This is a genomic window from Aromatoleum evansii (assembly GCF_045689615.1).
GTDB lineage: Bacteria > Pseudomonadota > Gammaproteobacteria > Burkholderiales > Rhodocyclaceae > Aromatoleum > Aromatoleum evansii.
In genome coordinates this window covers 4,473,410-4,497,156 of the sequence record NZ_CP141259.1, presented here as the reverse complement: position 1 = coordinate 4,497,156, position 23,747 = coordinate 4,473,410, and the positions used below count along the sequence as shown (strand labels likewise).

Below are 23,747 nucleotides of genomic sequence, written 5' to 3'. Positions count from 1 at the left end.
CCATGCGTGCGAAATTCGGCAAGGTCGCCGTGCTCCTGGGGGGCACCTCGGCCGAACGGGAAGTCTCGCTGATGTCAGGCGGCGCCGTGCTTGCCGCCCTGCGGGCCGCGGGCGTGGACGCCCATGGCTTCGACCCCGCCGAGCTCGACCTGCACATCCTCAAGGAGCAGGGCTTCGATCGCGCCTTCATCACGCTGCATGGGCGCGGCGGCGAGGACGGCACCGTCCAGGGCATGCTGGAACTGCTGAAGATTCCGTATACCGGCAGCGGAGTGATGGCGTCGGCGCTGGCCATGGACAAGTGGCGCACGAAGATGGTGTGGGCCGCGTGCGGCCTGCCGACCCCGCGCTACGCGATCCTCAACGCAGACACCGACTGGGATGCGGTCGTCGCCGATCTCGGCCTGCCGATCTTCGTCAAACCGGTGCATGAAGGCTCCAGCATGGGGGCAACCAAGGTCACCGAGGCGGGCCAGCTGAAGACCGCATGGGAGCTCGCCGCGCGCTTCGACGATCTCGTCATCGCCGAGGAGTTCATCTCCGGCGCCGAGCTGACCGCCCCCTTCCTGCACGACCGGGCCCTGCCGCTGATCCGCATCGAGGCGCCCGGCGGCAACTACGACTACCAGCACAAGTACTTCACCGACGACACGCGCTACCTGTGCCCCTGCGGGCTGCCCGCTGAACAGGAGCAGGCCCTGCAGGCCCTGATCATGAAGAGCGCGCAGGTGCTCGGCTGCCGCGGCTGGGGGCGCGCCGACCTGATCCTGACCGAGGACGGGCGACCCTACCTGCTGGAAATGAACACCAGTCCGGGCATGACCGGACACTCGCTGGTGCCGATGGCGGCGCGCGTCGCCGGCATGGACTTCACCCAGCTGTGCCTCGCGATCCTGGAGGATGCCCGCCTTGGCTGACTTCCGCCTGCGCTCTCCGCTTGCCGCACGCGGGCTTTCCGGCACCAGCCGGATGCCCGGTCGCGCGCATGAGCGCGAGGGCGTGTGGCACCGGCCGGCCTTGCTGAACCTGTTCTCGGACGTGCTGATGCTGTTCGCGGCGGTGGCGTTCGGTTACGCCTTCGTCGCGTGGTTCCTGTCGCGCCCGCTCTTTCCGCTGCGCGAAGTGGTCGTGCTGACGCCGCCCGCGCAGGTGACCACGGAGCAGCTCGAATACGTGGCCCGCAGCGCGATCCGCGGCAATTTCTTCTCGGTGGATCTCGAGGGCGTGCGCGAGACCTTCGAGAAGCTGCCCTGGGTGCGCCGTGCCGAAGTGCGGCGCCGATGGCCCGACGTGCTGGAACTGCGCCTCGAGGAGCATCAGGCGGCCGCCTACTGGACGGTCTCCGAGAGCGGCGACTCGCAACTCGTGAATCGCCACGGCGAAGTGTTCGTCGCGGCGAGCAACGCCGATATGCCGTCCTTCTCCGGACCGCAGGGGTCGGCCGCATACATCCAGGCCAAGCATCGCGAATTCAGCGAGGCGCTCGAACCCCTCGGCCGCCGGCTCGTCGGCCTCGCGCTCTCCGCGCGCGAAGCCTGGCAGCTCAAGCTCGATGACGGCATGGTGATCATGCTCGGGCGCGACCAGGAGAAGGCGCCCATCGGCGAGCGCCTCGCGCGCTTCGTGAGCGGTTGGCCGCAGGCGCAGGAAAAGGTTGGTGTGCAGGTGGCGGTAGCGGATCTCCGCTACCCGAGCGGATTCGCCCTCACCCCGGTGGGGGACTTCAAGGCAGCGAAAGGCAAGAAATGAGCAAGGAATACAAGGACCTGATCGTCGGGCTGGACATCGGTACCGCCAAGGTCACGTGCATGGTCGCGGAGGTGCGTCCCGACGGACGCCTGAACGTCGTCGGCGTCGGCACGCAACCGGCCAGCGGACTGAAGCGCGGAGTGGTGGTGAATATCGAGGCCACCGTCGATGCGATCTCGCGCGTGATCCAGGAAGTCGAGCTGATGGCGGACTGCAAGATCCGCGACGTCTATACCGGGATCGCCGGCAGCCACATCAAGAGCTTCAACTCCAACGGCATGGTCGCGATCAAGGACAAGGAGGTCACCCCGCTCGATGTCGAGCGCGTGATCGAGGTCGCCCGCGCGATGCCGGTGCCGGCCGAGCAGCAGATCCTGCACACGCTCACCCAGGAATTCATCATCGACGGGCAGGGCGGCGTGCGCGAGCCGATCGGCATGAGCGGCGTCAAGCTCGAGGTCAAGGTGCACATCGTCACCGGCGCCGTGTCCGCGGCCCAGAACGTCATCAAGTGCGTGCGCCGTTGCGGCCTCGAGGTCATGGACCTGATCCTGCAGCCGCTCGCATCGAGCTACGCCGTGCTGACGGAGGACGAGAAGGAACTCGGTGTGTGCCTGGTCGACATCGGCGGCGGCACCACCGACATCGCGGTGTTCACGCACGGCGCGATCCGCCATACCGCGGTGCTGCCGGTCGCGGGCGACCAGATCACCAACGACATCGCGATGGCGCTGCGCACGCCGACCTCCGAAGCGGAGGAGATCAAGATCCGCCACGGCGTCGCCATGCACACGCTGGCCGACCCCGAGGAGATGATCGAAGTGCCCGGCGTCGGTGACCGCCCGCCGCGCCCCCTGTCACGCCAGCGCCTGGCGGACGTGATCGAGCCGCGCGTGTCGGAACTGTTCGAGCTCGTGCAGGCCGAGCTGCGCCGCAGCGGCTACGAGGAGCTGCTCTCCTCGGGCATCGTGCTGACCGGCGGCTCGTCCGTGATGCTCGGCATGGTCGAGCTCGGCGAGGAGGTGTTCCACATGCCGGTGCGCGTCGGCGCACCCCAATATTCGGGCGGTCTGGCGGATGTCGTGTGTCACCCGCGCTATGCCACGGCGATGGGCCTGGTCATGGAAGGCCACGCCCAGCGCCGTCGCGGCATGCTCGCGCGCGAGACGCGCAGCGTGAAACAGGTGTTCGGACGCATGAAGGCGTGGTTCGAAAAGAATTTTTGACGTAACGGCGTGGATTTTTTCAGCCAAATTGAATGAGTTGTTGATCTGATTCCCTTATTTAGTTGTAAACTTTTGATTTATTACTAGATGTAGGTTTGGCGGCAGCTCGGTGCATATCGGGGTTGTTTTTCTGGAGGCGAGGCAAATGTTTGAAATCGTTGAGAAGGAGCAGACCGGCACGATCATCAAGGTGATCGGTGTCGGCGGCGCCGGCGGCAATGCCGTCGACCACATGATCAGGGAGGGGGTGCAGGGCGTCGAATTCATCGTCGCCAACACCGATGCGCAGGCGCTCAATCGCTGCCTCGCCCCGAACAAGATCCAGCTGGGCAGCTCGGGCCTGGGGGCGGGTTCCAAGCCTGAAGCCGGCCGCGCGGCCGCGCAGGATTCGCGCGACGCGATCGCCGCGGCGCTCGATGGCGCCCACATGTGCTTCATCACCGGCGGCATGGGCGGCGGCACCGGCACCGGCGCGGCGCCGGTCGTGGCCGAGATCGCCAAGGAGATGGGCATCCTGACCGTCGCGGTGGTGACCAAGCCCTTCGACTTCGAGAACCGCCTGCGCGTTGCCGAAAGCGGCGTCGAGGAGCTGACCCGTTACGTCGACTCGCTGATCATCGTCCTCAACGACAAGCTGCTCGAAGTGTACGGCGACGACGCCGGCTTCGAGGACTGCTTCCGCTCGGCCGATAACGTGCTGCGCAGCGCCGTCGGCGGCATCGCCGAGATCATCAATGTGCCCGGCCTCGTGAACGTCGATTTCCAGGACGTGCGCACCGCCATGGGCGAGATGGGCCGCGCGATGATGGGGTCCGCCGAAGCCTCCGGCATGGACCGTGCCCGTATCGCCGCCGAGCAGGCCGCCGTGAGCCCGCTGCTCGAGGGCACCGAACTGTCCGGCGCACGCTGCGTGCTGATCAACATCACCGCCAGCCGCTCGCTGAAGATGTCCGAAGTGCGCGATGCCGTGAAGACCGTCCAGGCCTTCGCTGCACCGGAGGCCTTCGTCAAGTACGGCACCGTGTTCGACGAGTCGATGGAAGACTGCGTCCGCGTGACCGTCGTCGCCACCGGCCTCGGCGTGCCGCGCGCCGCGCGCCAGCCGGTGATGCAGGTCGTGCAGGGCACCGGCACCTACGGCCCGTCGGTCGGCGGCATCGACCTGACCAATCTGGACGTGCCGGCGGTCATCCGCACCAATCGTCGCACGCAGGTCGAGGCGATGAGTGCCAACGGCATGGGGACGTACGACATCCCGGCCTTCCTGCGCAAGCAGGCCGACTGAGCATAAACGGCTCCGCCCATAACGGGCGCGTGCTGCGGATCGTCGCCTCCGGTCTGCGGCACGCGCCCGTTTCCGTTTCCGCGGGCAGCGCAGGGGGTGATCGCGACCTGCAGCAACGCAGTGTTGCATGTTGCGTTGCAACCAAACTTGCCGCGTGACCGTGGTTGTGCGTGCTAAACTGCTGTCGTGTAACGGGAATTTAACCATGATCAGGCAGCGCACCCTCAAATCGCTCATCAAGGCCACCGGCGTCGGCCTGCACGGCGGACGCAAGGTCCAGCTGGTGCTGCGTCCGGCTGTGCCCGATACGGGCATCGTCTTCCATCGCGTCGATCTCGATCCGGTCGTGGATTTTCCGGCCGATCCGTATTCGGTGTGCGATACGCGCATGTGCTCGGGTCTCGAGCGTGACGGGGCGAAGGTCGGTACCGTCGAACACCTCATGTCGGCCCTTGCCGGCCTTGGCATCGACAACCTGCACGTCGACGTCGATGCCCCCGAAATCCCCATCCTCGACGGCAGTGCGGGTCCCTTCGTGTTCCTGCTGCAGTCCGCGGGTATCGAGGAACAGCAGGCGCCCAAGCGTTTCCTGCGCGTGAAGAAGGCCGTCGAGTACCGCGAGGACGACAAGTGGGTGCGCCTCGAGCCCTACGACGGCTTCCGGCTGGATTTCTCCATCGTGTTCAACCACCCCGCGATCGACAAGACCTCGACGCAGGTGAGCATCGACTTTGCCGAGCATTCCTACGTCCGCGACGTCGCCCGCGCGCGCACCTTCGGCTTCATGCAGGACGTGGAGTTCATGCGCGCGAATGGCCTCGCGCTGGGCGGCAGCCTGGACAACGCGATCGTGATGGACGAATACCGCGTCCTCAATGCCGAGGGCTTGCGCTACGTCGATGAGTTCGTCAAGCACAAGGTCCTGGATGCGATTGGCGACCTCTACCTGTGCGGCCATCCGCTGCTTGCCCGCTATTCCGCGCACAAGGCCGGCCACGCGCTGAACAACCAGGTGCTGCGCGTGCTGCTGGAAGACAGCAGTGCCTGGGAGATCGTGACCTTCGAGCAGGACGCCGCGACGCCGGCAGCGGTCAGCCACCAGTTCGAACTTTCGCTCGCCGCCTGAGCACGCTGCGATGCTGCTGATCCGCCTGTTCGCCATGCTTTCGGTGATCGGCATCGGCGGGTCGCTCGTCGCGTGGCTGCTCACCGGCAATCCCAAGTACCGCCTGTGGGCGTGGAACTGCTTCCGGGCGGGCATCGTCGTGCTGTTCGTGTTCCTCGCGCTGTTCGCGCTCGAACGCGTGTTCGTCCCGATCGTGTAGCCGTCGCCCGTCCGCAGCAGCGGACGCGTGATCGTGCGCCCGGAAATCAGTCGCGGCGGCTTCGCCGCACCAGGCGCTCGAGCGACTCGCGCAGCGGCGAATCGGGCGGCAGCGTGGCCGAAAAGTCCTCGATGCTGCGGCTGCCGCCTTCCGAGATCGTGCGATGCGGCGGCGGGCGCCTTTCCTCGCGTGTCTCCAGCACCTTCACCTTCACCTGCACTGTCTTGATCGGCAGCCCCGCCGCCGCGAACTGCTCGACCAGCGACGGCGCGATCTGCTTCAGGCGCGCGGCCGCGGCACCGCCATTGGCGAGCAGCACCAGCGTGTCGCCCTTCAGGTTGGCGACCGAACAGGCCGCCGAGAGCGCGGGCGGGAGGTGCTGCTGGAGCAGGGCCTGCAGGCGCATCAGGCGCGCCGCATGGTCCTTCAGGCGAGCGAGCGCGTCGCCGGTGCCCAGGAAGCGCTGGATGAGCTGGGTCATGGTGATGCCGTAGTCGGAGTGCTACCCGATGTTAGGTCGCGCGTGCCCGGGCCGCAAGCGCGCTGTTCCCGCCTGCTCGGGCGGCCGGTCGCCGCTTCCCCTGCGGGGGCTTGCGGTCGGCATGCTAAACTTCCCCCTTTGCCGAATCGGTCCCACCAGATACCCACATGATTTCCGGCCTGCTCAAGAAAATTTTCGGTAGTCGCAACGACCGCCTCATCCGCCAGTATTCCCAGACGGTACGCACCATCAATGCCCTGGAGCCGACGATCTCGGCCCTGACGGACGAGGCCCTGCGGGCCAAGACGGACGAATTCAGGCAGCGCGTCGCGAACGGCGAAAGCCTGGACAGCCTGCTGCCGGAAGCCTTCGCGGTTGTGCGCGAAGCTGCGAAACGCGTCCATGGCATGCGCCACTTCGACGTCCAGCTGATCGGCGGCATGGTGCTGCACAACGGCAAGATCTCCGAGATGCGCACCGGCGAAGGCAAGACGCTGGTCGCCACCTTGCCAGCCTACCTCAACGCGCTGACCGGCAAGGGCGTGCACGTCGTGACCGTCAACGACTACCTCGCCAGCCGCGACGCGGACTGGATGGGACGCATCTACGGCTTCCTCGGGCTGACCACGGGCTGCAACCTGTCGCGCATGGCGCACGAGGAAAAGCAGGCCGCCTACGGCGCCGACATCACCTACGGTACGAACAACGAGTTCGGCTTCGACTACCTGCGCGACAACATGGTGTACTCCACCAGCGAGCGCGTGCAGCGCGGGCTCAATTTCGCGATCGTCGACGAGGTGGACTCCATCCTCATCGACGAGGCGCGCACGCCGCTGATCATCTCTGGCCAGGCCGAGGACCACACCGAGCTGTATCTCAAGCTCAACCAGGTGGCCCCCGTGCTCACCCAGCAGGAAGGCGAGGGCGAGGAAGTCACCAAGCCCGGCGACTACACGCTGGACCTCAAGGCGCGCCAGGTGCTCCTCACCGAGCAGGGCCATGAGAACGCCGAGCAGATCCTTACCCGCATGGGACTGTTGCCGGAGGGGTCGAGCCTGTACGACCCGGGCAACATCCTGCTCGTGCATCACCTCTATGCGGCGTTGCGCGCGCACGCGCTGTACTTCAAAGATCAGCACTACGTCGTGCAGAACAACGAGGTGGTGATCGTCGATGAATTCACCGGCCGCCTGATGGCCGGCCGCCGCTGGTCCGAGGGCCTGCACCAGGCGGTCGAGGCCAAGGAAGGCGTGCGCATCCAGGCCGAGAACCAGACGCTCGCCTCGATCACCTTCCAGAACTACTTCCGCATGTACGGCAAGCTCGCCGGCATGACCGGCACGGCCGACACCGAAGCCTACGAGTTCCACCAGATCTACGGCCTGGAAACGGTGGTGGTGCCGACCAACCGGCCGATGCAGCGTCGCGACGACAACGACAAGGTGTACCGCACCGCGAAGGAAAAGTGGGACGCGGTGATCGCCGACATCCGCGAGTGCGTCGGGCGCGGCCAGCCGGTGCTTGTCGGCACGACCTCGATCGAGATCAACGAATTCCTCTCCGGACTCCTGCAGCGCGAGAAGCTGCCGCATCAGCTGCTCAACGCGAAGCAGCACGAACATGAGGCGGAGATCGTCGCGCAGGCGGGCCGCCCCGGTGTCATCACGATCGCAACGAACATGGCCGGCCGCGGTACCGATATCGTGCTCGGGGGCAGCATCGAGCGCCAGCTTGCGGCGATCCGCGACGACGATGCGCTGCCGCAGGAGCAGAAGGACGCCCGCATCGCCGCGATGCGCGAGGAATGGCAGAAGCTGCACGAGCAGGTGCTCGCGGCCGGCGGCCTGCACATCGTCGGCACCGAGCGGCACGAATCGCGCCGCATCGACAATCAGCTGCGCGGTCGCGCCGGTCGCCAGGGCGACCCGGGCAGCTCGCGCTTCTACCTGTCGCTCGAGGATCCGCTGATGAAGATCTTCGCCGGCGAACGCCTGAACGCGATCATGGTGCGGCTGAAGATGCCCGAGGGCGAGGCGATCGAGCATGCGATGGTGACCCGCTCGCTCGAGTCGGCCCAGCGCAAGGTCGAGCAGCGCAACTTCGACATCCGCAAGCAGCTGCTCGAATACGACGACGTCGCCAACGACCAGCGCAAGGTGATCTACCAGCAGCGCAACGAGCTGCTCGAGAGCGAGGACATCTCCGACACCATCCACGCCATGCGCCAGGGCGTGCTGCACGACGCCTTCCGCATCTACGTGCCGGTCGACAGCGTCGAGGAGCAGTGGGACATTCCCGCGCTGGAGCAGGCCCTCGCGGCGGAATTCCAGCTCCGCCTCCCGGTGGGCGAGTGGCTGAAGGCGGAGTCGAATCTCGACGACGAGACCATCCTCAAGCGCATCCTCGGCGCGGCCGACGAGGCCTACGCAGCGAAGATCGCGCAGGTTGACGCGGGGGCGTGGCACAAGTTCGAGCGCGACGTGATGCTGCAGAGCCTCGACACGCACTGGCGCGAGCACCTGGCAGCGCTCGACCATCTGCGGCAGGGCATCCATCTGCGCGGCTACGCGCAGAAGAACCCGAAGCAGGAATACAAGCGCGAGGCCTTCGAGCTTTTCGAAGGCCTGCTCGAGTCCGTGCGCAGCGAAGTCTCCAAGCTGCTGATGACGGTACAGGTCCGCACCGAGTCGCAGCTTGAGGAGGCAGAGCGTCCGCCCGAGCTGGACAACGTCCAGTATCACCACGCCGACTACGACGAGGCGCTTGGCGCCGGCGCGCAGGCGCAGGAGGGCGGCACTGCCGTTGCGCAAGCACCGAAGGTCGGGCGCAACGATCCCTGCCCCTGCGGCTCCGGCAAGAAGTACAAGCACTGCCACGGCAAGCTGAGCTGAGGCAGGATGGGCGGCCCGACGACCCTTTTCCGCCGCATCCCTGAACGGCCCCGCGCGGGCCGTTCTTGGCTTTGCGTGGAGCGTTTTCGCGCATGACCGGGCCGGCTGATCCCAAGGGCAGGCGCCCCGGCGAGTCCGTGCTGTTTCCCGAGCTGCAACTCGGCGTTCCGGCCGATGCCGCCGCGCCGTCGGAGCGCGAGCCGCGCGGACTCGGGGAGTGGGTCGCTTTCATCCGCGACCAGGAGATGCCCGCCCTCGGTGCGACGGTGGCCTTGATCCATTCCGTCACCGAGGATGAAAAATCCCCGACAGGCAAGCTCGCCCAGGCCATCCTGCAGGACGCGGCAATGACCGCAAAGGTGCTCAAGCTCGCCAACAGCGTCTTGTACAACCCTTCGCGCCAGGCGGTGAGCACCATCAGCCGCGCCATTGTCGTGCTCGGCTTCAATGCCGTCGCCGAGATCGCGGTTGCGATCCGCGTGATCGATGCCCTGTTGACCGGCGGCATCCGGCAGCGTGTCGTGACCGAGATGGCGCGCGTGTTCCATGCGGCGGTTCAGGCGCGCGCTCTGGCCGCGCTGCGACGTGACGGACGCAGCGAAGAAGTCTTCATCGCCGCGCTGCTGTCCCGGGTTGGCGAGATGGCGTTCTGGTGCTTCGGCGGCAAGCTCGCACAGCGGCTGGACGAGGCTCTCGCCGCCGGGCAGTCCGACGACGAGGCGCAGATGAGCGTGCTCGGCTTTCGCTTGCGCCAGCTCTCGCAGGGGCTGGCGCGCGAGTGGAAGCTCGGTCCGCTGCTTCAGTCCGTGCTCGATGGCAGCACTCGCGCAAGCGTGCCCGAGCAGGCCATCCACTTTGCCCACCGCTTTGCGGCAGAAGTCGAGAACGGGTGGGACAGCCCGGGCCTTGAAAAAATCGTTCGCGGCCTGGCGACCTTTGCCGGACTTTCGTCCGAGGCGATGCGCGAGGAGCTTGCCGCGAATAGTGTCGAGGCGGCACGCATCGCCGGATATTTCGGTGCTGCCGAAGTGGGCGAGCTGATTCCGCGACCGACGCCCGCTGCAGGAGTCGTGGAGCCCGTCGAGCCCGAGGTGGTCGAAATCCTCGCGATGGAGCCCGACCCCCATCTCCAGCTCAGGATCCTGCGCGAGATCTCCGGCCGCATCGCAGCGGGTGCGAACCTCAACGAAATCCTGCAACTCGTTCTCGAAGGGATCTATCGCGGCGTGGGCTTCGACCGCGTGCTGTTCGCGCTGTTGTCGCCGAACCGGCTGCAACTCATCGGCAAGACGGCGCTCGGTGGCAGTGCAGAGGGATTGCGGCAGGCGTTCATCTTCTCGCTCGACGGCACCCCCGGCGATCTGTTCAACGAATTCTTCCGCAACCCGCGCGCGATGCGCTTCGGCCCCGGCCAGACGCCGCCCGGGATCCGCCTCGATCGCCTGCAGCAGGTGGCCGATGCCGCCAACGCCTGCATCGCGCCCATCCTCGCGCAGGGTCGCCCGATCGGCCTCTTCTATGCCGACCGCACCCACGCCGCGGAAGGGGTCGATGACGAACGTTTCGAAGCTTTCCAGCTGTTTGCGCAGCAAGTCTCGCTCGCCGTCACGGCAGCCTCGTCGTCCCGCCAGAACGGATGATGCGTGGCCTCGCTGCCGATGAGCTTGCCGACATCCGATTAACCAAGGGCGGTACCCGCCGCCTGTGCCCGATGGAGACCCGTCATGCCCGTTAACCTCTCGACCCCGGTTGCCGCTGAACTGCGCCCGGTCGCAGGCGTCCGCCTCGGGGTTGCCGAAGCCGCGATCCGCAAGCAGAACCGTCGCGACCTGACCCTCATCGAAGTGGCCCCTGGCAGCCGTGTGGCGGGGGTGTTCACGCTCAACCGCTTCTGCGCCGCGCCGGTGCAGGTATGCAAGGATCACCTGCCGGGCGGCGACATGCGTGCGCTCGTCATCAATACCGGCGTCGCGAACGCGGGGACGGGCGAAGAGGGGCTGGCGAACGCGAGAGCCACCTGCGCCGCCGTGGCCGGGCTGCTCGGCATCGCTGCCGAGCAGGTGCTGCCGTTCTCGACCGGCGTGATTCTCGAGCCGCTGCCGGTCGATCGCCTGGTGGCCGGGCTTCCCGCCGCGCAGGCCGATCTGCGTGCCGATGGATGGTTCGACGCCGCGCATGCGATCATGACGACCGACACCATCGCCAAGGCTGTGTCGCGCCAGGTGACGATCGCGGGGCGCACGGTCACGCTGACCGGTATCAGCAAGGGGGCGGGCATGATCAAGCCGAACATGGCGACGATGCTCGGCTTCCTCGCCTGCGACGCGGCGATCTCGCAGTCGCTGCTGGACGCGCTTGCGCGTGAGGCGGCGGACCTGTCGTTCAACAGCATCACCGTCGACGGCGACACCTCGACCAACGACTCCTTCATCATCATCGCGACCGGCAAGGCCGGTAACGCCGAGATCAACGACCCCCTGGGCGAGGACTTCCGCGTGCTGCGCGAAGCGATCGTCGACGTGTCGATCCGGCTCGCCCAGGCGATCGTGCGCGACGGCGAAGGGGCCACCAAGTTCATGACGATCGCCGTCGAAGGCGGCAAGGACCGTGCGGAATGCCGCAAGGTCGCCTATGCGATCGGCCACTCGCCGCTGGTCAAGACCGCCTTCTTCGCCTCCGACCCCAACCTCGGGCGCATCCTCGCCGCGATCGGTTATGCCGGCATCGACGACCTGGACGTGAGCGGACTGCGCGTATGGCTCGCCAGCGCCAGCGAGGAGGTGTTGGTCGCCGAGGACGGCGGTCGGGCGGCGACGTACCGCGAGGAAGCGGGAGCGCGGGTGATGAAGGAAGCGGAGATCACCGTACGCGTCGATCTCGGGCGCGGCCTCGAGCGCGCCACGGTGTGGACCTGCGATTTTTCCTACGACTACGTGAAGATCAACGCCGACTACCGCAGCTGATGTTCGGCCGCAAATCGCGCACTGGCTGCATTGCTATGCTGTACGTATAATCCGGAGAGCGGCTCGACCCGGATCAAGATGGCAGACTATCAGCAGTCAATGCGCGAATCGCGGGGTCAGGAAGACCTCTCGCCCCTGTTCGACATCATGCTCGAAGGGGTGGTCGTGCGCGACGGCGCAGGCCGCATCACCGCGTGCAATCGCACGGCGCAGCAGATCTACGGCCTGTCCGCCGCCGAGCTCGAAGGGCATACCCCCGAGAACCTGCCGGTCGACTTCCTGTACGAGGATGGTTCTCCCTGTCCGCCGGAGCAGCATCCGGCGATGGTCACGCTGCGCACCGGCCTGCCGCAGCGTGGCGTCGTAATGGGGATTGCCCATCCGGGACAGGACCCGGTGTGGATCCAGGTCAATAGCCAGCCGATTGCCGACGCGGCGGGGCGGATCGCGTCGGTGATCACCAGCTTTGCCGACATCACGCCGATCAAGCGTGCGGAAGACGCGCTGCGGGCGAGCGAGGCGCGCAACCGGACGCTTGCCGAAGCGATCGCGCAGTCAGGCTGCTCGGTCATCATCACCGACGGCGACGGGCGTATCGAATACGTGAATCCCGCCTGCTGCCGGGCCTACGGTTACTCCGAAGCGGAGCTGATCGGCGCGCGCCCGAGCATCTTCAAGTCCGGCGAAACGACCGAGGAGGAATACGCGGGTCTGTGGCGCACGATTCTCGCCGGCGAGACCTGGCGTGGCGAGATGTCCAATCGCAGTCGCGACGGCCGGCTCATCCGCGAGGCGGTTTCCGTGTCGCCGGTGCGCGACGAGAGCGGTGAAGTGCGGCATTTCGTTGCGCTGAAGGAAGACATCACCCAGCTGCGCGAAGACGAGCGCCGGCGGCACGAATTGTTCGAACGCGTTGCGCGCCTCGAGCGCATGGAGCTCGTCGCCACGCTGGCCGGCGGCATCGCGCACGACTTCAACAACGTGCTCGCCGCGATCCTCGGCTATTCGCAGCTTGCGGCCACACAGCTCAAGCAGGAAGGCGGCCAGGCACGCGTGGTGAAGTACATCGAGGAGATCCGCGCGGCCGGCCAGCGCGCGCGCGAATTGATCCAGCAGCTGCTCAGCTTCCGCCGCGGCGGCGCGGTGCAGCCGGGTAGCGCCGAGCTCGCCGCGATCGGTCGCGAGGCCGTCGGCCTGCTGCGCGCGACGCTTCCCGACACGCTCGCGGTGGTTGCCGATCTCGATGCCGGCCTGCCGCGCCTGTCCGTCGATCCGGCGCATCTTCATCAGATCATGATGAATCTGCTGATCAATGCGCGCGACGCGATCGCGGGCATCGGCACCATCCGGCTGACGGCCCGCCGCGAGTCCTTCGCCGGCGTGCAGCGTTGCGACTCCTGTGGCCACGAGTTCCGTGGCGATTTTGTCGCGATCACGGTCACCGACGTCGGCGTCGGCATTGCGCCCGAGCACCGCGAAAAACTGTTCGAACCCTTCTTCACGACCAAGGATGTCGGGCAAGGCACCGGCATGGGGCTGGCGGTCGTGCACACCATGACCCACCTCTACGATGGTCATGTCCGCGTGGAATCGGAGCCCGGCAAGGGCACCGCGGTGCAGGTCGTCCTGCCGGTGCGGCTGCTCCAGGAGGGCGCTGCCGCGTAGCGGCGTGCCTCAGTGCAGCACGCGCGGCATCGCAAGCACGAAGGTCGGAATCTCGGCGTCGAAGCGGTGCCCGTCCGCAGCCACCATCTGGTAGCTGCCCTGCATCGTCCCGACCGGGGTTTCCAGAACCGAGCCGCTCGAATAGCTGAACTGCTCTCCGGGGGCTAGCGCCGGCTGTTCGCCGATCACGCCCTGGCCGCGCACTTCCTGCACCTTGCCGGCGCCGTCGGTGATGATCCAGTGGCGGCTCAGGAGTTGTGCGCCGACCGTGCCTACGTTGGTGATCGTGATGTGGTAGGCGAACACGTAGCGGTCTTCTTCCGGCGCGGACTGGCCGGGGACGTATTCCGCCACCGCGGTCACCTTGATACGGTATTTTTCCGATTCGCTCATTGACGGGTCTCTCTGGTGGGCGCCGTCGTCCGGGGCACGTTCGGGACCGTGGAACACGCGAAGGCGGCGCAGGAGGTTAAAATAGCACTTTTGTCCGGAAATACCGCCATGTCCGTTTCGCCCCTGACCGCTCTTTCCCCGCTCGACGGCCGTTACCACGAAAAGGTCGCAGCTCTGCGCGAGCACTTCTCCGAGCATGGTCTGATCCGCAATCGCGTGCGCGTGGAGATCGAATGGCTCAAGGCCCTGGCGGGCGAGCCGGGGCTGGCGGAGATCGCGCCGTTCTCGGCCGCGACGGTGGCGGAACTCGATGGTGTCGTCGCGAAGTTTTCGCCGGCTGACAGCGCCGCGGTGAAGGCCATCGAGGCGACCACCAACCATGACGTGAAGGCGATGGAATACTGGCTCAAGGAGCGTCTGGGCCACAACGCCGAAGTCACCAAGGTGTCCGAGTTCATCCACTTCGCCTGCACCTCGGAAGACATCAACAACACCTCGCACGCGCTGATGCTGCGCGAAGGCCGCGACGCGGTGCTGCTGCCCGTGCTCGACAAGGTGATCGCGCGCTTCCGCGAACTCGCGCACCTGCTCGCCGACCTGCCGATGCTCTCGCGCACGCACGGACAGCCGGCCAGCCCGACCACGCTGGGCAAGGAGATGGCCAACATCGCCGCACGCCTGTTGCGTGCGCGCGCCGCCATCGCCGCGGTGTCGCTGACGGCCAAGTTCAATGGCGCGGTCGGCAACTACAACGCGCACCTGTCGGCCTGGCCGGCCTTCGACTGGGAAGGTTTCAACCGCCGCTTCATCGAATCGCTGGGTCTGGAGTTCAACCACTACACCATTCAGATCGAACCGCACGACGCGATGGCCGAGCTCTTCGATGCCATCGCGCGCACCAACACGATCCTCATCGACGCGTGCCGCGACATCTGGATGTACATCTCCTTCGGCTACTTCAAGCAGAAGCTCAAGGAGGGCGAGGTCGGCTCGTCGACGATGCCGCACAAGGTCAATCCGATCGACTTCGAGAACGCGGAGGGCAACCTCGGAATCGCCAACGGCGTGCTGCGCCACTTCACCGAAAAGCTGCCGGTGTCGCGCATGCAGCGCGACCTCACCGATTCGACCGTGCTGCGCAACATGGGCGTCGGCTTCGGCCACACGGTGCTGGCGCTCGATTCCTGCCTGCGCGGACTGAACAAGCTGGAAGCCGATCCGGCACGCCTCGCGGCCGATCTCGACGGCGCGTGGGAAGTGCTCGCCGAGCCGGTGCAGACGGTGATGCGGCGCTTCGGCATCGAGAACCCGTACGAGCAGCTGAAGGCGATGACCCGCGGCAAGGGCATCACGCGCGAGGCGCTGCAGGATTTCGTTCGTACCCTGGCGATTCCCGAGGCGGACCGCCAGCGCCTGCTCGACATGACCCCCGCGAGCTACGTCGGCAAGGCTGCCGAACTCGCGAAGCGCATCTGAGCGCCGGCCGGCCGCGGCCGGCACGGACTGCGACAACGAACGCCACCTGCGGGTGGCGTTTCCATTGCAATACTGGAAAGGAAACAGGAATGGCGTTTGCCGACAATCTCAAGCAACTGCCCAAGATATCGCACCTCGCAGCCCTCAATCTTCTCGATGCCGAGGGCGCGACCGTTGCCACCATCGAGAACAAGCCGGGGCAGGCAGGCTCCCTGGCGGTGTACAACCACCTTGCCCAGCTCTATGGCTCGATCAACGGCGAAGCGGCGAAGAAGGGGCTGGAACTGTATGCGGAGCACACCGACGACGCACGCCTGAATCCGGGCAAGCATCCGAACATCGACCGGCTGATCGGGGTCATCGAGCGCGGCGAGGCGCTGCGCGTGAAGCAGGTGTTCGCGGTGTGAATCGTCGCTAAGCCACTGCAGTTCGGGCGGAGCCTCGCGAAGCCCGGCAGACGCCCCCCCCCGACAGGCCTGTCCTGCGCTGGTCGAAGGGCTCAGGGCGGACGGGGGTTGTTTCCCCGTCTCGTTCAGGCGCCGCCCAGGCCGAAGAAATCGCGGATGCCCAGCATGCCGATCTGGAAACCGATGGCGACCAGGATCAGGCCCATGAAGCGGGTGAAGATGCGCTCGACGCGCGGCGTGGCCAGACGCTGGCGCACGAGCGCGAGGCGCAGCGTCGCCCACAGCACAGCCGCGGTGGCGACCGACGCGAGCAGCGCGACGACCGGCAGGTAGAGGCGGGACGGGTAGGCGACCGACAACGTGATCGCGGTCGTGATCGCGCCCGGGCCTGCGACCAGCGGCATCGCGAAGGGCACGACGATGCGGTCCTCGGCGTCCTCGGGCGAAGCCTCGTCGCGCTGGATGCCGCTCGGGCTGCCGCGCAGCATGTCGAGGCCGACGAGGATGATGACGAGCCCACCTGCGGTGCGGAAGGCGTCGAGCGAGATGCCGAAGAGTTCGAGGATGTAGCGGCCGCCGATGGCAGCCCCGGCGAGGATGGCCAGCACGGCCATCGCCGCCTGGCCGGCCGCGCGGCGTCGTGCGGCGACGGACATGCCGGCGACGATGCCGAGGAACATCGGTGCGGCGATGATCGGGTTCGTGATCGCCAGAAGGCTGACGAAGGCCTGCAGGAACTCGTTCATCGCCGGGCAGGGGAAGAGGTCAGACGACCGCCTCTTCCTTTTCCTTCTTGGGCTTGATGAACTGCTCGCGCGAGACGCCCAGCCACATCACCAGCGGGGCGGCGACCAGCACCGAGGAATAGATGCCGAACAGGATGCCGATGGTCAGCGCCATCGCGAAGTAGTGCAGGGTCTCGCCGCCGAACAGCAGCATCGCCAGCACCATCATCTGCGTGCTGCCGTGGGTGATGACGGTACGCGAGATCGTCGACGTGATGGCGTGGTCGAGCACTTCCGGCGTGGTCATGCCGCGCTTCTTCTTGAAGGTCTCGCGCACGCGGTCGAAGACGACGACCGACTCGTTGACCGAGTAGCCGAGCACCGCTAGCACCGCTGCCAGCACCGGCAGCGAGAATTCCCACTGGAAGAAGGCGAAGAAGCCCAGGATGATCACGACGTCGTGCAGGTTGGCGATGATTGCGGACACCGCGAAGCGCCACTCGAAGCGCATCGCGAGGTACACCACGATACCGAAGATCACCAGCAGCAGCGCCATCGCGCCATCGGACGCGAGCTCCTTGCCGACCTGCGGGCCGACGAATTCGACGCGCCGCAACTCGGGGGCGCCGCCCACGGCCTGCAGCGTCGCCATCGTGCGCTCGGACACCTTGGTGGTGTCGAGATCCTCGCGGTTCGGCAGGCGGATCAGCACGTCGCGCGAACTGCCGAAGTTCTGCACCTGCGCGTCCGGGTAGCCGCTGGTGGCGAGCGCGCTGCGGATCGGCTCCAGTTGCGGCGCTTCGGCGTAGGCAACCTCAACCAGCGTGCCGCCGGTGAATTCCACCGACAGGTGCAGGCCGCGCGTCGCGAGGAAGAACACCGCCAGCACGAACGTGATCAACGAGATGATGTTGAACGTCAGCGCATGGCGCATGAACGGGATGTCTTTCTTGATGCGGAAGAATTCCATGATTCAGCCTTCTATTCAGCCTTGTGCGTGCGCGGCGGTCAGTTGCCCGGCTTCCAGATCTGCCCGATGGATACCGATTCGAGCTTGCGGCGGCGGCCGTAGAGGAGGTTCACCAGCATGCGCGAGATCAGGATCGCGCTGAACATCGAGGTCAGGATGCCCAGGCAATGCACCACCGCGAACCCGCGCACCGGCCCGGAGCCGAACACCAGCAGCGCGATGCCGGCGATGAGCGTCGTGATGTTGGAGTCGAGAATCGTGTCGAAGGCGCGCTCGTAGCCGGCGTGGATGGCCGCCTGCGGCGAGACGCCGTTGCGCAGTTCCTCGCGGATGCGTTCGTTGATCAGCACGTTCGCGTCGATCGCCATGCCCAGGGTCAGCGCCATCGCCGCGATGCCGGGCAGCGTCAACGTCGCCTGCAGCAGCGACAGCAGGGCGACGAGCAGGAGCAGGTTGGCGGCGAGCGCGATCACCGACACCAGGCCGAACAGCATGTAATACACGCTCATGAAGATCGCGATCGCGACGAAGCCCCACAGCGTCGAGTGGAAGCCCTTGGCGATGTTCTCGGCACCGAGGCTGGGGCCGACGGTGCGTTCCTCGATGATCTCCATCGGGGCGGCGAGGCTGCCGGCGCGCAGCAGCAGCGCGACGTCGCTCGCTTCCTGGGTCGTCATGCGGCCCGAGATCTGCACGCGCCCGCCGCCGATCTCGGTGCGGATCACCGGCGCGGTCACGACCTCGCCCTTGCCCTTCTCGATCAGCAGGATGGCCATGCGCTTGCCCACGTTCTCGCGCGTGACGTCGCGGAAGATGCGGCTGCCGGCGGCGTCCAGCGTGAGGTGCACGGCGGGCTCGTTGGTCTGGCCGTCGAAACCGGGCTGGGCGTCGGTGAGACGGTCGCCGGTGAGCACGACCTGGTTGCGCACCAGGATGGGCGAGCCGCCGCGTTCGTTGTAGAGCTCGGTGCCGAGCGGGACGCTGCCGGCAAGGGCGCCTTCGAGCGCCCCCGGGGTCTCGTCGACGAGGCGCACTTCGAGGGTTGCGGTGCGGCCGAGGATGTCCTTGGCCTTGGCGACGTCCTGCACGCCGGGCAGCTGCACGACGATGCGGTCGAGGCCCTGCTGCTGGATCACCGGCTCGGCGACGCCCAGCTCGTTGATGCGGTTGTGCAGCGTGGTGATGTTCTGCTTGATCGCGAAGTCGCGGATGTTCTTCTGCGCGTTCTGGCCCAGGGTCGCGACCAGCTTCAGGTCGTCCGATGCGTCGTCGCGATCGGTGAGCTGCAGGTCCGCGGTGCTGGCGGAGATCGCCTTGCGGGCGGCTTCGCGCTGCTCGGCGTCGCGGAAGCGCAGCAGCACGTTGTTGCCTTCGCGTGTGATGCCGGCGTGGCGAACGTTCTTGTCGCGCATCAGCGTGCGCAGGTCGGCGGCGGTCGCGTCGAGGCGCTTGGTGATCGCGCCGGGCATGTCGACCTGGAGCAGGAAGTGCACGCCGCCGCGCAGGTCGAGGCCGAGGTACATCGGCAGCGCATTGATCGAGGTGAGCCAGTTCGGCGAGGCGGACAGGAGGTTCAGCGCGACGACATAGGAGGGGTCGCGCGGATCGGGGTTAAGGCGCTTCTCGATGGCGTCCTTCGCGCGCAGCTGGACGTCCGTGCTGGCGACGCGCACGCGGACGCTGTTGGCGTCGCTGAACAGGCCGGTGTGCTCGATGCCCGCGTCCCGTAGCGCCTGCTCGATCGTGCCGTTGAGGGACGCGTCGAGCTTGAGGGTGGCTTTGCCGCTGGAGACCTGAACTGCGGGCACTTCACCGTAGAAGTTGGGAAGGGTGTAGATCAGGCCGAAGAACAGGACCAGACCGATGAGAATGTTCTTCCAGAGCGGATAGCGGTTCATGACTTGGATGGGCTGGAAAGGGGATGCGGCAGGTCATTGCTGCGCGGGGCGGGCAAGCGGCCGGTACGCCCCGCGCGAGGAACCTCAGAGGGTCTTCAGCGTGCCCTTCGGCAGCACGGTGGCGACGGCCTGGCTCTGCACGAGGATATTGACGTTGTCCGCGACCTCGATGCGCAGGAAGTTGTCGCCGACCTGGGTCACGCGGCCGGCGATGCCGCCCTGGGTGACGACCTCGTCACCCTTCGCGAGCGCGGAAACCATCGCCTTGTGTTCCTTCGCGCGCTTCATCTGCGGGCGGATCATCAGGAACCACAGGACGATGAACATCAGGATCAGCGGCAGCATGCCCATTAGGCCGCCGGTGGGGTCGCCGCCGGCCGCGGCCTGGGCGTATGCGTTGGAAATGAACACGGGTGAGACTCCGGGTGGTTGCTTAAAGCGGTCGATTATAGCAGCAGGGCTTCGCGCGCCTGTGGCAAGCGGAAGCGGGCGCAGCGCGAGCGCACGAACTGCCGGGCGCGGTCTAGTGCGGGAGCGGCTTCAGCCGCGAATGGGCCACGCTGCGTGCGATACCGCCGATTCGCGGCTGAAGCCGCTCCCACGGGGAAGTTGCCACCCGCGGGCAAGCAGGCGGGCGCCCGGTCCGTCACTGCGTGCCGGTGCTGCGCTCGCTGCGGAAGCGTCCGCGGTAGGCGTCGAATTCGCCCGCGGCGATCGCTGCGCGCAGCTCCGCCGTGAGGACCTGGTAGTAGCGCAGGTTGTGGATCGTGTTGAGCATGCTGCCGAGGATCTCGCCGGCACGGTGCAGGTGGTGCAGGTAGGCGCGGCTGAAGTTGCGGCAGGTGTAGCAGTCGCACGAGGGGTCCAGCGGGCGGGTGTCCTGCTTGTGGATGGCGTTCTTGATCTTGATGTCGCCGAAGCGCGTGAACAGCCAGCCGTTTCTCGCGTTGCGCGTGGGCATCACGCAGTCGAACATGTCGATGCCGGCCGCGACGCCCGCGACGATGTCCTCGGGGGTGCCGACGCCCATCAGGTAGCGCGGCTTGTGCTGCGGCAGGCGCGGGGCGGTGTGGGCGAGGATGCGCTCCATGTCTTCCTTGGGCTCGCCGACCGACAGGCCGCCGATCGCGTAGCCGTGGAAGCCGATGTCCTCGAGCGCGGCCAGCGACTCGTCGCGCAGGTCCTCGTACATGCCGCCCTGCACGATGCCGAACAGCGCGTTGGCGTTGCCAAGGCGGTCGAACTCGTCGCGCGAGCGCCGCGCCCAGCGTTGCGACAGGCGCATCGACCTGGCCGCCTCGTCGCGCGTCGCGGGATAGGGCGTGCATTCGTCGAAGATCATCACGATGTCGGAGTTCAGCGTGTGCTGGATCTGCATCGAGATCTCGGGCGTGAGCAGCAGCTTCGCGCCGTCGATCGGCGAGGCGAACTTCACGCCCTCCTCGCTGATCTTGCGCAGTGCGCCCAGGCTGAACACCTGGAAGCCGCCCGAGTCGGTGAGGATGGGCTTGTTCCAGCCCATGAAACCGTGCAGGCCGCCGTGTGCGGCCACGACTTCGAGGCCGGGACGCAGCCATAGGTGGAAGGTGTTGCCGAGGCAGATCTGCGCGCCGATGTCGTCGAGCGCGGCCGGCGTCATCGCCTTGACCGTGCCGTAGGTGCCGACCGGCATGAAGACGGGCGTCTCGACGACGCCGTGGGCGAGGGTGAGGCGGCCGCGGCGGGCGGCGCCATCCTGGGTGATCAGGTCAAATTGCATCGTTGCGGCGGGTGATGAACATGGCATCCCCGTAACTGAAGAATCGGTAGCCTTCGCGCACCGCGTGGGCGTAGGCGCGACGGATGGGCTCCATGCCGGCGAAGGCGGACACGAGCATCAGCAGCGTCGACTTCGGCAGGTGGAAGTTGGTGATCAGGGCGTCGGCGACGCGGAAGCGGTAGCCGGGCAGGATGAAAAGCTCGGTCTCGCCCACGCCGGGGCCGAGATCGCCGTCCTGTGCGGCGCCTTCGAGCGCGCGCAGGCTGGTGGTGCCGACGGCGATGACGCGCTTGCCGGCGGCCTTCGTCCTCGCGATCGCATCGACCGTTTCCTGCGGGATCACGTAGCGTTCCCGGTGCATGTGGTGCTCGCCGAGGTCGTTCACGCGTACCGGCTGGAAGGTGCCGGCGCCGACGTGCAGGGTGACCCAGGCGCCGTTCACGCCCTGGCGCGCAAGATCGGCGAGCATCTGCTGGTCGAAGTGCAATCCGGCGGTCGGTGCCGCGACCGAGCCGGGCTCGCGCGCATAGACGGTCTGGTAGCGCGATTCGTCGTGGTCGTCCGCGGCGCGGTCGATATAGGGGGGCAGGGGCAGCTTGCCGTGCTTTTCCAGCAGTTCGTGGAGGTCTTCGTCCTCGGGGAAGCGCAGATGGAAGAACTCCCCGGCGCGGCCGAGCACCGTGACGTCGAAGGCGTCGGCCAGGCGCAGGCGCGCGCCGGCGCGCGGCGACTTGCTCGAGCGCACCTGGGCGAGCGCCTCGTGCGGGCCGATCGCGCGTTCGATCAGCACTTCGATCTGGCCGCCGGTCTCCTTGACGCCGTAGAGGCGCGCATGGATCACGCGCGTGTCATTGAAGACGAGCAGGTCGCCGGGCTCGACGAGCGATGGCAGGTCGCAGAAGCCGCGGTCGGCGAGGTCATCGCCGGCGAGCACGAGCAGGCGGCTCGCGCAGCGTTCCGCAAGCGGCGCCTGGGCGATCTGTTCGGGGGGGAGCAGGTAGTCGAAGTCGTCGAGAGTAAGTGACATGCGCTTGCCGCTGGCTGGGGCTTTCATGGATAATGCGGCGCTTCCCGTGCCGGGATGGCGGAATCGGTAGACGCAGCGGATTCAAAATCCGCCGCCGCAAGGTGTGTGGGTTCGAGTCCCACTCCCGGCACCAGTCTTTCTTCAGCGGAAAGCGCAGCAAGGTCGCGGATTCTAGCAGAGTTCGCCGGTCGCCAAAGTCCGCCGCGAGCCCCCTCCCCGTAGCTTCCGATCCGCCACCCCGTCCGTGCGGCGCAGTTGCGTCGGGATCTCTTCGAGCGCATTCCCTGCGCGCCACATTGCGGCCGCGCAGCCTCGGCAGCCCGGGCGGATAATTTCAAGTTCGAAAAAAACTGAGCATCGTTCATTTCGGATCTTCTTTTTCGGAAGCTGTGGCGTGTCCATACTTCATTTGCGGGCTGGTATGCCGGCTCATCACGAAGGAGATGGTGCAATGCGAATCGATCTGCAATGTAACGGTGTCGAACCCCCTGCCGGTCTGCGCGAGTACGTCGCACGGCGGATGAAATTCGCAATCGGCCGCTTCCGCGACCAGATCAAGTGGGCGCGGATCAAGGTGGCGGACGTGAATGGGCCGCGGGGCGGCGTGGATAAGCGTTGCGTGGTACAACTACGCCTGCGCAACCTGCCCGACGTGATCTTCGCGATCACCGAAGTCGAGGCACGTTCCGCGATCGACCGCGCGGCCGACCGCGTATCGCAGGTGCTGGCGCGCCGGCTCGAACGCCAGCGTCGCATCGTGCGTGACTTCCTGCCCGACGCGGTGCCGGCCGGCGCCTGATGGATTTCACTCAAAATTCGAACAAAGGAGGTAATCGCTCGATGGAAAACCGTATCGCAACAATGACCCGCTCGGAGGCCTCGGTCCTCTCGACCAATCGGGTCATCCGCAACACCTACATGCTCCTGTCGATGACGCTGGCGTTCTCCGCCGCGACCGCGGGGCTTTCGATGGCGCTCGGCCTGCCGCATCCGGGGCTGATCATCACGCTGGTGGGCTACTTCGGCCTGCTGTTCCTGACGACCAAGTTCCGCGACAGCGGCCTGGGCGTGCTGTTCGTGTTCGCGCTGACCGGCTTCATGGGCTACACGCTGGGGCCGATCGTGTCGAAGTACCTGGCGCTGCCCAACGGTCACCAGATCGTGATGCAGGCGATGGGCGGCACGGCGGCGATCTTCCTCGGCCTGTCGGCCTATGCGGTGACGACGCGCAAGGACTTCTCGTTCATGGGCGGCTTCCTGACCGTCGGCATCCTCGTCGCTTTCCTCGCCGGCCTCGGCGCGGTGTTCTTCGAGATGCCGGGCCTCTCGCTGGCCGTGTCCGCGATGTTCGTGCTGCTGATGTCGGGGCTGATCCTGTACGAGACCAGCAACATCATCCACGGCGGTGAAACGAACTACGTGATGGCGACGGTGACGCTGTATGTGTCGATCTACAACCTCTTCACCAGCCTGCTGCACCTGCTGGGGGTGATGAACGACGACTGAT

At 66.6% G+C, this 23,747-nt stretch carries 22 protein-coding genes and 1 tRNA gene; 15 read left to right on the top strand and 8 right to left on the bottom strand.

Annotation, left to right across the window (positions count from 1 at the left end; all coding sequences use genetic code 11):
- The first annotated feature begins 2 nt into the window (after nucleotides 1-2).
- From U5817_RS21040 to U5817_RS21015, 6 genes are all read left to right on the top strand, one after another.
- The gene (locus U5817_RS21040; RefSeq protein ID WP_169126839.1) at nucleotides 3-917 is read left to right on the top strand and encodes a D-alanine--D-alanine ligase; all 915 of its coding nucleotides are present in this window, start codon (nucleotides 3-5) and stop codon (nucleotides 915-917) included.
- Nucleotides 901-1,749, top strand: a complete 849-nt coding sequence (locus tag U5817_RS21035; protein WP_407278697.1) for a cell division protein FtsQ/DivIB — start codon at nucleotides 901-903, stop codon at nucleotides 1,747-1,749. Before U5817_RS21040 ends, U5817_RS21035 begins: the two co-directional genes overlap by 17 nt.
- Nucleotides 1,746-2,975 (top strand): cell division protein FtsA, encoded by a 1,230-nt coding sequence (gene ftsA / locus U5817_RS21030; RefSeq protein WP_169126777.1) that lies wholly within the window; start codon nucleotides 1,746-1,748, stop codon nucleotides 2,973-2,975. Before U5817_RS21035 ends, ftsA begins: the two co-directional genes overlap by 4 nt.
- Before the next feature lie 145 nt (nucleotides 2,976-3,120).
- Nucleotides 3,121-4,260 (top strand): cell division protein FtsZ, encoded by a 1,140-nt coding sequence (gene ftsZ, locus U5817_RS21025; protein WP_169126775.1) that lies wholly within the window; start codon nucleotides 3,121-3,123, stop codon nucleotides 4,258-4,260.
- 205 nt (nucleotides 4,261-4,465) lie between these two features.
- Entirely contained in the window at nucleotides 4,466-5,386 is a 921-nt protein-coding gene (gene lpxC / locus U5817_RS21020; RefSeq protein ID WP_407278696.1) for a UDP-3-O-acyl-N-acetylglucosamine deacetylase, read from the top strand.
- A gap of 10 nt (nucleotides 5,387-5,396) precedes the next feature.
- On the top strand, nucleotides 5,397-5,585 hold the full coding sequence (locus U5817_RS21015) for a hypothetical protein (RefSeq protein WP_169126771.1): 189 nt from the start codon (nucleotides 5,397-5,399) through the stop codon (nucleotides 5,583-5,585).
- 46 nt (nucleotides 5,586-5,631) lie between these two features.
- Here U5817_RS21015 and U5817_RS21010 read toward each other — a convergent pair whose 3' ends face one another.
- Nucleotides 5,632-6,066 (bottom strand): DciA family protein, encoded by a 435-nt coding sequence (locus tag U5817_RS21010; protein WP_169126769.1) that lies wholly within the window; start codon nucleotides 6,064-6,066, stop codon nucleotides 5,632-5,634.
- Nucleotides 6,067-6,233: 167 nt separating this feature from the next.
- On the opposite strand from U5817_RS21010, the gene secA reads away from it, so the two are divergent.
- From secA to U5817_RS20990, 4 genes are all read left to right on the top strand, one after another.
- Nucleotides 6,234-8,957: a preprotein translocase subunit SecA gene (gene secA / locus U5817_RS21005; RefSeq protein WP_407278695.1), complete on the top strand. Its 2,724-nt coding sequence runs from the start codon at nucleotides 6,234-6,236 to the stop codon at nucleotides 8,955-8,957.
- A 92-nt stretch (nucleotides 8,958-9,049) separates the two neighbouring features.
- Entirely contained in the window at nucleotides 9,050-10,597 is a 1,548-nt protein-coding gene (locus tag U5817_RS21000) for an HDOD domain-containing protein (protein WP_407278694.1), read from the top strand.
- A gap of 84 nt (nucleotides 10,598-10,681) precedes the next feature.
- Complete coding sequence (gene argJ / locus U5817_RS20995) at nucleotides 10,682-11,920, top strand: bifunctional glutamate N-acetyltransferase/amino-acid acetyltransferase ArgJ (protein WP_169126758.1); 1,239 nt, start codon at nucleotides 10,682-10,684, stop codon at nucleotides 11,918-11,920.
- 99 nt (nucleotides 11,921-12,019) lie between these two features.
- Entirely contained in the window at nucleotides 12,020-13,585 is a 1,566-nt protein-coding gene (locus U5817_RS20990) for a PAS domain S-box protein (RefSeq protein WP_407278693.1), read from the top strand.
- 9 nt (nucleotides 13,586-13,594) lie between these two features.
- Here the strand turns inward: U5817_RS20990 and apaG are convergent, their stop codons facing one another.
- Nucleotides 13,595-13,978, bottom strand: a complete 384-nt coding sequence (gene apaG, locus U5817_RS20985) for a Co2+/Mg2+ efflux protein ApaG (protein ID WP_169126756.1) — start codon at nucleotides 13,976-13,978, stop codon at nucleotides 13,595-13,597.
- Nucleotides 13,979-14,086: 108 nt separating this feature from the next.
- Here apaG and purB point away from each other — a divergent pair, with 108 nt between their 5' ends.
- Both purB and U5817_RS20975 read left to right on the top strand, forming a co-directional pair.
- Complete coding sequence (gene purB, locus U5817_RS20980; RefSeq protein WP_169126755.1) at nucleotides 14,087-15,454, top strand: adenylosuccinate lyase; 1,368 nt, start codon at nucleotides 14,087-14,089, stop codon at nucleotides 15,452-15,454.
- 89 nt (nucleotides 15,455-15,543) lie between these two features.
- Nucleotides 15,544-15,861 carry a DUF2322 family protein gene (locus U5817_RS20975; RefSeq protein ID WP_407278692.1) on the top strand — a complete coding sequence of 106 codons (318 nt, stop codon included), beginning with the start codon at nucleotides 15,544-15,546 and terminating at the stop codon, nucleotides 15,859-15,861.
- Between the two features lie 125 nt (nucleotides 15,862-15,986).
- Here the strand turns inward: U5817_RS20975 and U5817_RS20970 are convergent, their stop codons facing one another.
- From U5817_RS20970 to queA, 6 genes are all read right to left on the bottom strand, one after another.
- Nucleotides 15,987-16,607: a MarC family protein gene (locus tag U5817_RS20970; protein WP_169126753.1), complete on the bottom strand. Its 621-nt coding sequence runs from the start codon at nucleotides 16,605-16,607 to the stop codon at nucleotides 15,987-15,989.
- Nucleotides 16,608-16,626: 19 nt separating this feature from the next.
- Entirely contained in the window at nucleotides 16,627-17,556 is a 930-nt protein-coding gene (gene secF, locus U5817_RS20965) for a protein translocase subunit SecF (protein ID WP_169126752.1), read from the bottom strand.
- A gap of 38 nt (nucleotides 17,557-17,594) precedes the next feature.
- Nucleotides 17,595-19,454, bottom strand: a complete 1,860-nt coding sequence (gene secD / locus U5817_RS20960) for a protein translocase subunit SecD (protein WP_407278691.1) — start codon at nucleotides 19,452-19,454, stop codon at nucleotides 17,595-17,597.
- Between the two features lie 84 nt (nucleotides 19,455-19,538).
- Nucleotides 19,539-19,865: a preprotein translocase subunit YajC gene (yajC, locus tag U5817_RS20955; protein ID WP_169126748.1), complete on the bottom strand. Its 327-nt coding sequence runs from the start codon at nucleotides 19,863-19,865 to the stop codon at nucleotides 19,539-19,541.
- Between the two features lie 235 nt (nucleotides 19,866-20,100).
- Nucleotides 20,101-21,213, bottom strand: a complete 1,113-nt coding sequence (tgt, locus tag U5817_RS20950) for a tRNA guanosine(34) transglycosylase Tgt (protein WP_169126746.1) — start codon at nucleotides 21,211-21,213, stop codon at nucleotides 20,101-20,103.
- Nucleotides 21,203-22,240 carry a tRNA preQ1(34) S-adenosylmethionine ribosyltransferase-isomerase QueA gene (gene queA / locus U5817_RS20945; RefSeq protein ID WP_169126744.1) on the bottom strand — a complete coding sequence of 346 codons (1,038 nt, stop codon included), beginning with the start codon at nucleotides 22,238-22,240 and terminating at the stop codon, nucleotides 21,203-21,205. Before queA ends, tgt begins: the two co-directional genes overlap by 11 nt.
- Nucleotides 22,241-22,288: 48 nt before the next feature.
- Between queA and U5817_RS20940 the strand changes: the two genes are divergently transcribed.
- The 3 genes from U5817_RS20940 (at nucleotide 22,289) to U5817_RS20930 (ending at nucleotide 23,746) form a co-directional block, all read left to right on the top strand.
- Nucleotides 22,289-22,373: transfer RNA gene (locus tag U5817_RS20940), tRNA-Leu, on the top strand.
- Nucleotides 22,374-22,691: 318 nt separating this feature from the next.
- Nucleotides 22,692-23,039 carry an HPF/RaiA family ribosome-associated protein gene (locus U5817_RS20935; RefSeq protein ID WP_169126742.1) on the top strand — a complete coding sequence of 116 codons (348 nt, stop codon included), beginning with the start codon at nucleotides 22,692-22,694 and terminating at the stop codon, nucleotides 23,037-23,039.
- A 41-nt stretch (nucleotides 23,040-23,080) separates the two neighbouring features.
- A complete protein-coding gene (locus U5817_RS20930) occupies nucleotides 23,081-23,746 on the top strand; it encodes a Bax inhibitor-1/YccA family protein (RefSeq protein ID WP_169126740.1) in 666 nt (221 codons plus the stop codon).
- The last annotated feature ends 1 nt before the right edge of the window (nucleotide 23,747 follow it).

Coding starts and splice junctions, on each gene's coding strand:
- U5817_RS21040 (WP_169126839.1), top strand. CDS start 3: ATGCGTGCGAAATTCGGCAAGGTCGCCGTGCTCCTGGGGGGCACCTCG.
- U5817_RS21035 (WP_407278697.1), top strand. CDS start 901: ATGCCCGCCTTGGCTGACTTCCGCCTGCGCTCTCCGCTTGCCGCACGC.
- ftsA (WP_169126777.1), top strand. CDS start 1,746: ATGAGCAAGGAATACAAGGACCTGATCGTCGGGCTGGACATCGGTACC.
- ftsZ (WP_169126775.1), top strand. CDS start 3,121: ATGTTTGAAATCGTTGAGAAGGAGCAGACCGGCACGATCATCAAGGTG.
- lpxC (WP_407278696.1), top strand. CDS start 4,466: ATGATCAGGCAGCGCACCCTCAAATCGCTCATCAAGGCCACCGGCGTC.
- U5817_RS21015 (WP_169126771.1), top strand. CDS start 5,397: ATGCTGCTGATCCGCCTGTTCGCCATGCTTTCGGTGATCGGCATCGGC.
- U5817_RS21010 (WP_169126769.1), bottom strand. CDS start 6,066: ATGACCCAGCTCATCCAGCGCTTCCTGGGCACCGGCGACGCGCTCGCT.
- secA (WP_407278695.1), top strand. CDS start 6,234: ATGATTTCCGGCCTGCTCAAGAAAATTTTCGGTAGTCGCAACGACCGC.
- U5817_RS21000 (WP_407278694.1), top strand. CDS start 9,050: ATGACCGGGCCGGCTGATCCCAAGGGCAGGCGCCCCGGCGAGTCCGTG.
- argJ (WP_169126758.1), top strand. CDS start 10,682: ATGCCCGTTAACCTCTCGACCCCGGTTGCCGCTGAACTGCGCCCGGTC.
- U5817_RS20990 (WP_407278693.1), top strand. CDS start 12,020: ATGCGCGAATCGCGGGGTCAGGAAGACCTCTCGCCCCTGTTCGACATC.
- apaG (WP_169126756.1), bottom strand. CDS start 13,978: ATGAGCGAATCGGAAAAATACCGTATCAAGGTGACCGCGGTGGCGGAA.
- purB (WP_169126755.1), top strand. CDS start 14,087: ATGTCCGTTTCGCCCCTGACCGCTCTTTCCCCGCTCGACGGCCGTTAC.
- U5817_RS20975 (WP_407278692.1), top strand. CDS start 15,544: ATGGCGTTTGCCGACAATCTCAAGCAACTGCCCAAGATATCGCACCTC.
- U5817_RS20970 (WP_169126753.1), bottom strand. CDS start 16,607: ATGAACGAGTTCCTGCAGGCCTTCGTCAGCCTTCTGGCGATCACGAAC.
- secF (WP_169126752.1), bottom strand. CDS start 17,556: ATGGAATTCTTCCGCATCAAGAAAGACATCCCGTTCATGCGCCATGCG.
- secD (WP_407278691.1), bottom strand. CDS start 19,454: ATGAACCGCTATCCGCTCTGGAAGAACATTCTCATCGGTCTGGTCCTG.
- tgt (WP_169126746.1), bottom strand. CDS start 21,213: ATGCAATTTGACCTGATCACCCAGGATGGCGCCGCCCGCCGCGGCCGC.
- queA (WP_169126744.1), bottom strand. CDS start 22,240: ATGTCACTTACTCTCGACGACTTCGACTACCTGCTCCCCCCCGAACAG.
- U5817_RS20935 (WP_169126742.1), top strand. CDS start 22,692: ATGCGAATCGATCTGCAATGTAACGGTGTCGAACCCCCTGCCGGTCTG.
- U5817_RS20930 (WP_169126740.1), top strand. CDS start 23,081: ATGGAAAACCGTATCGCAACAATGACCCGCTCGGAGGCCTCGGTCCTC.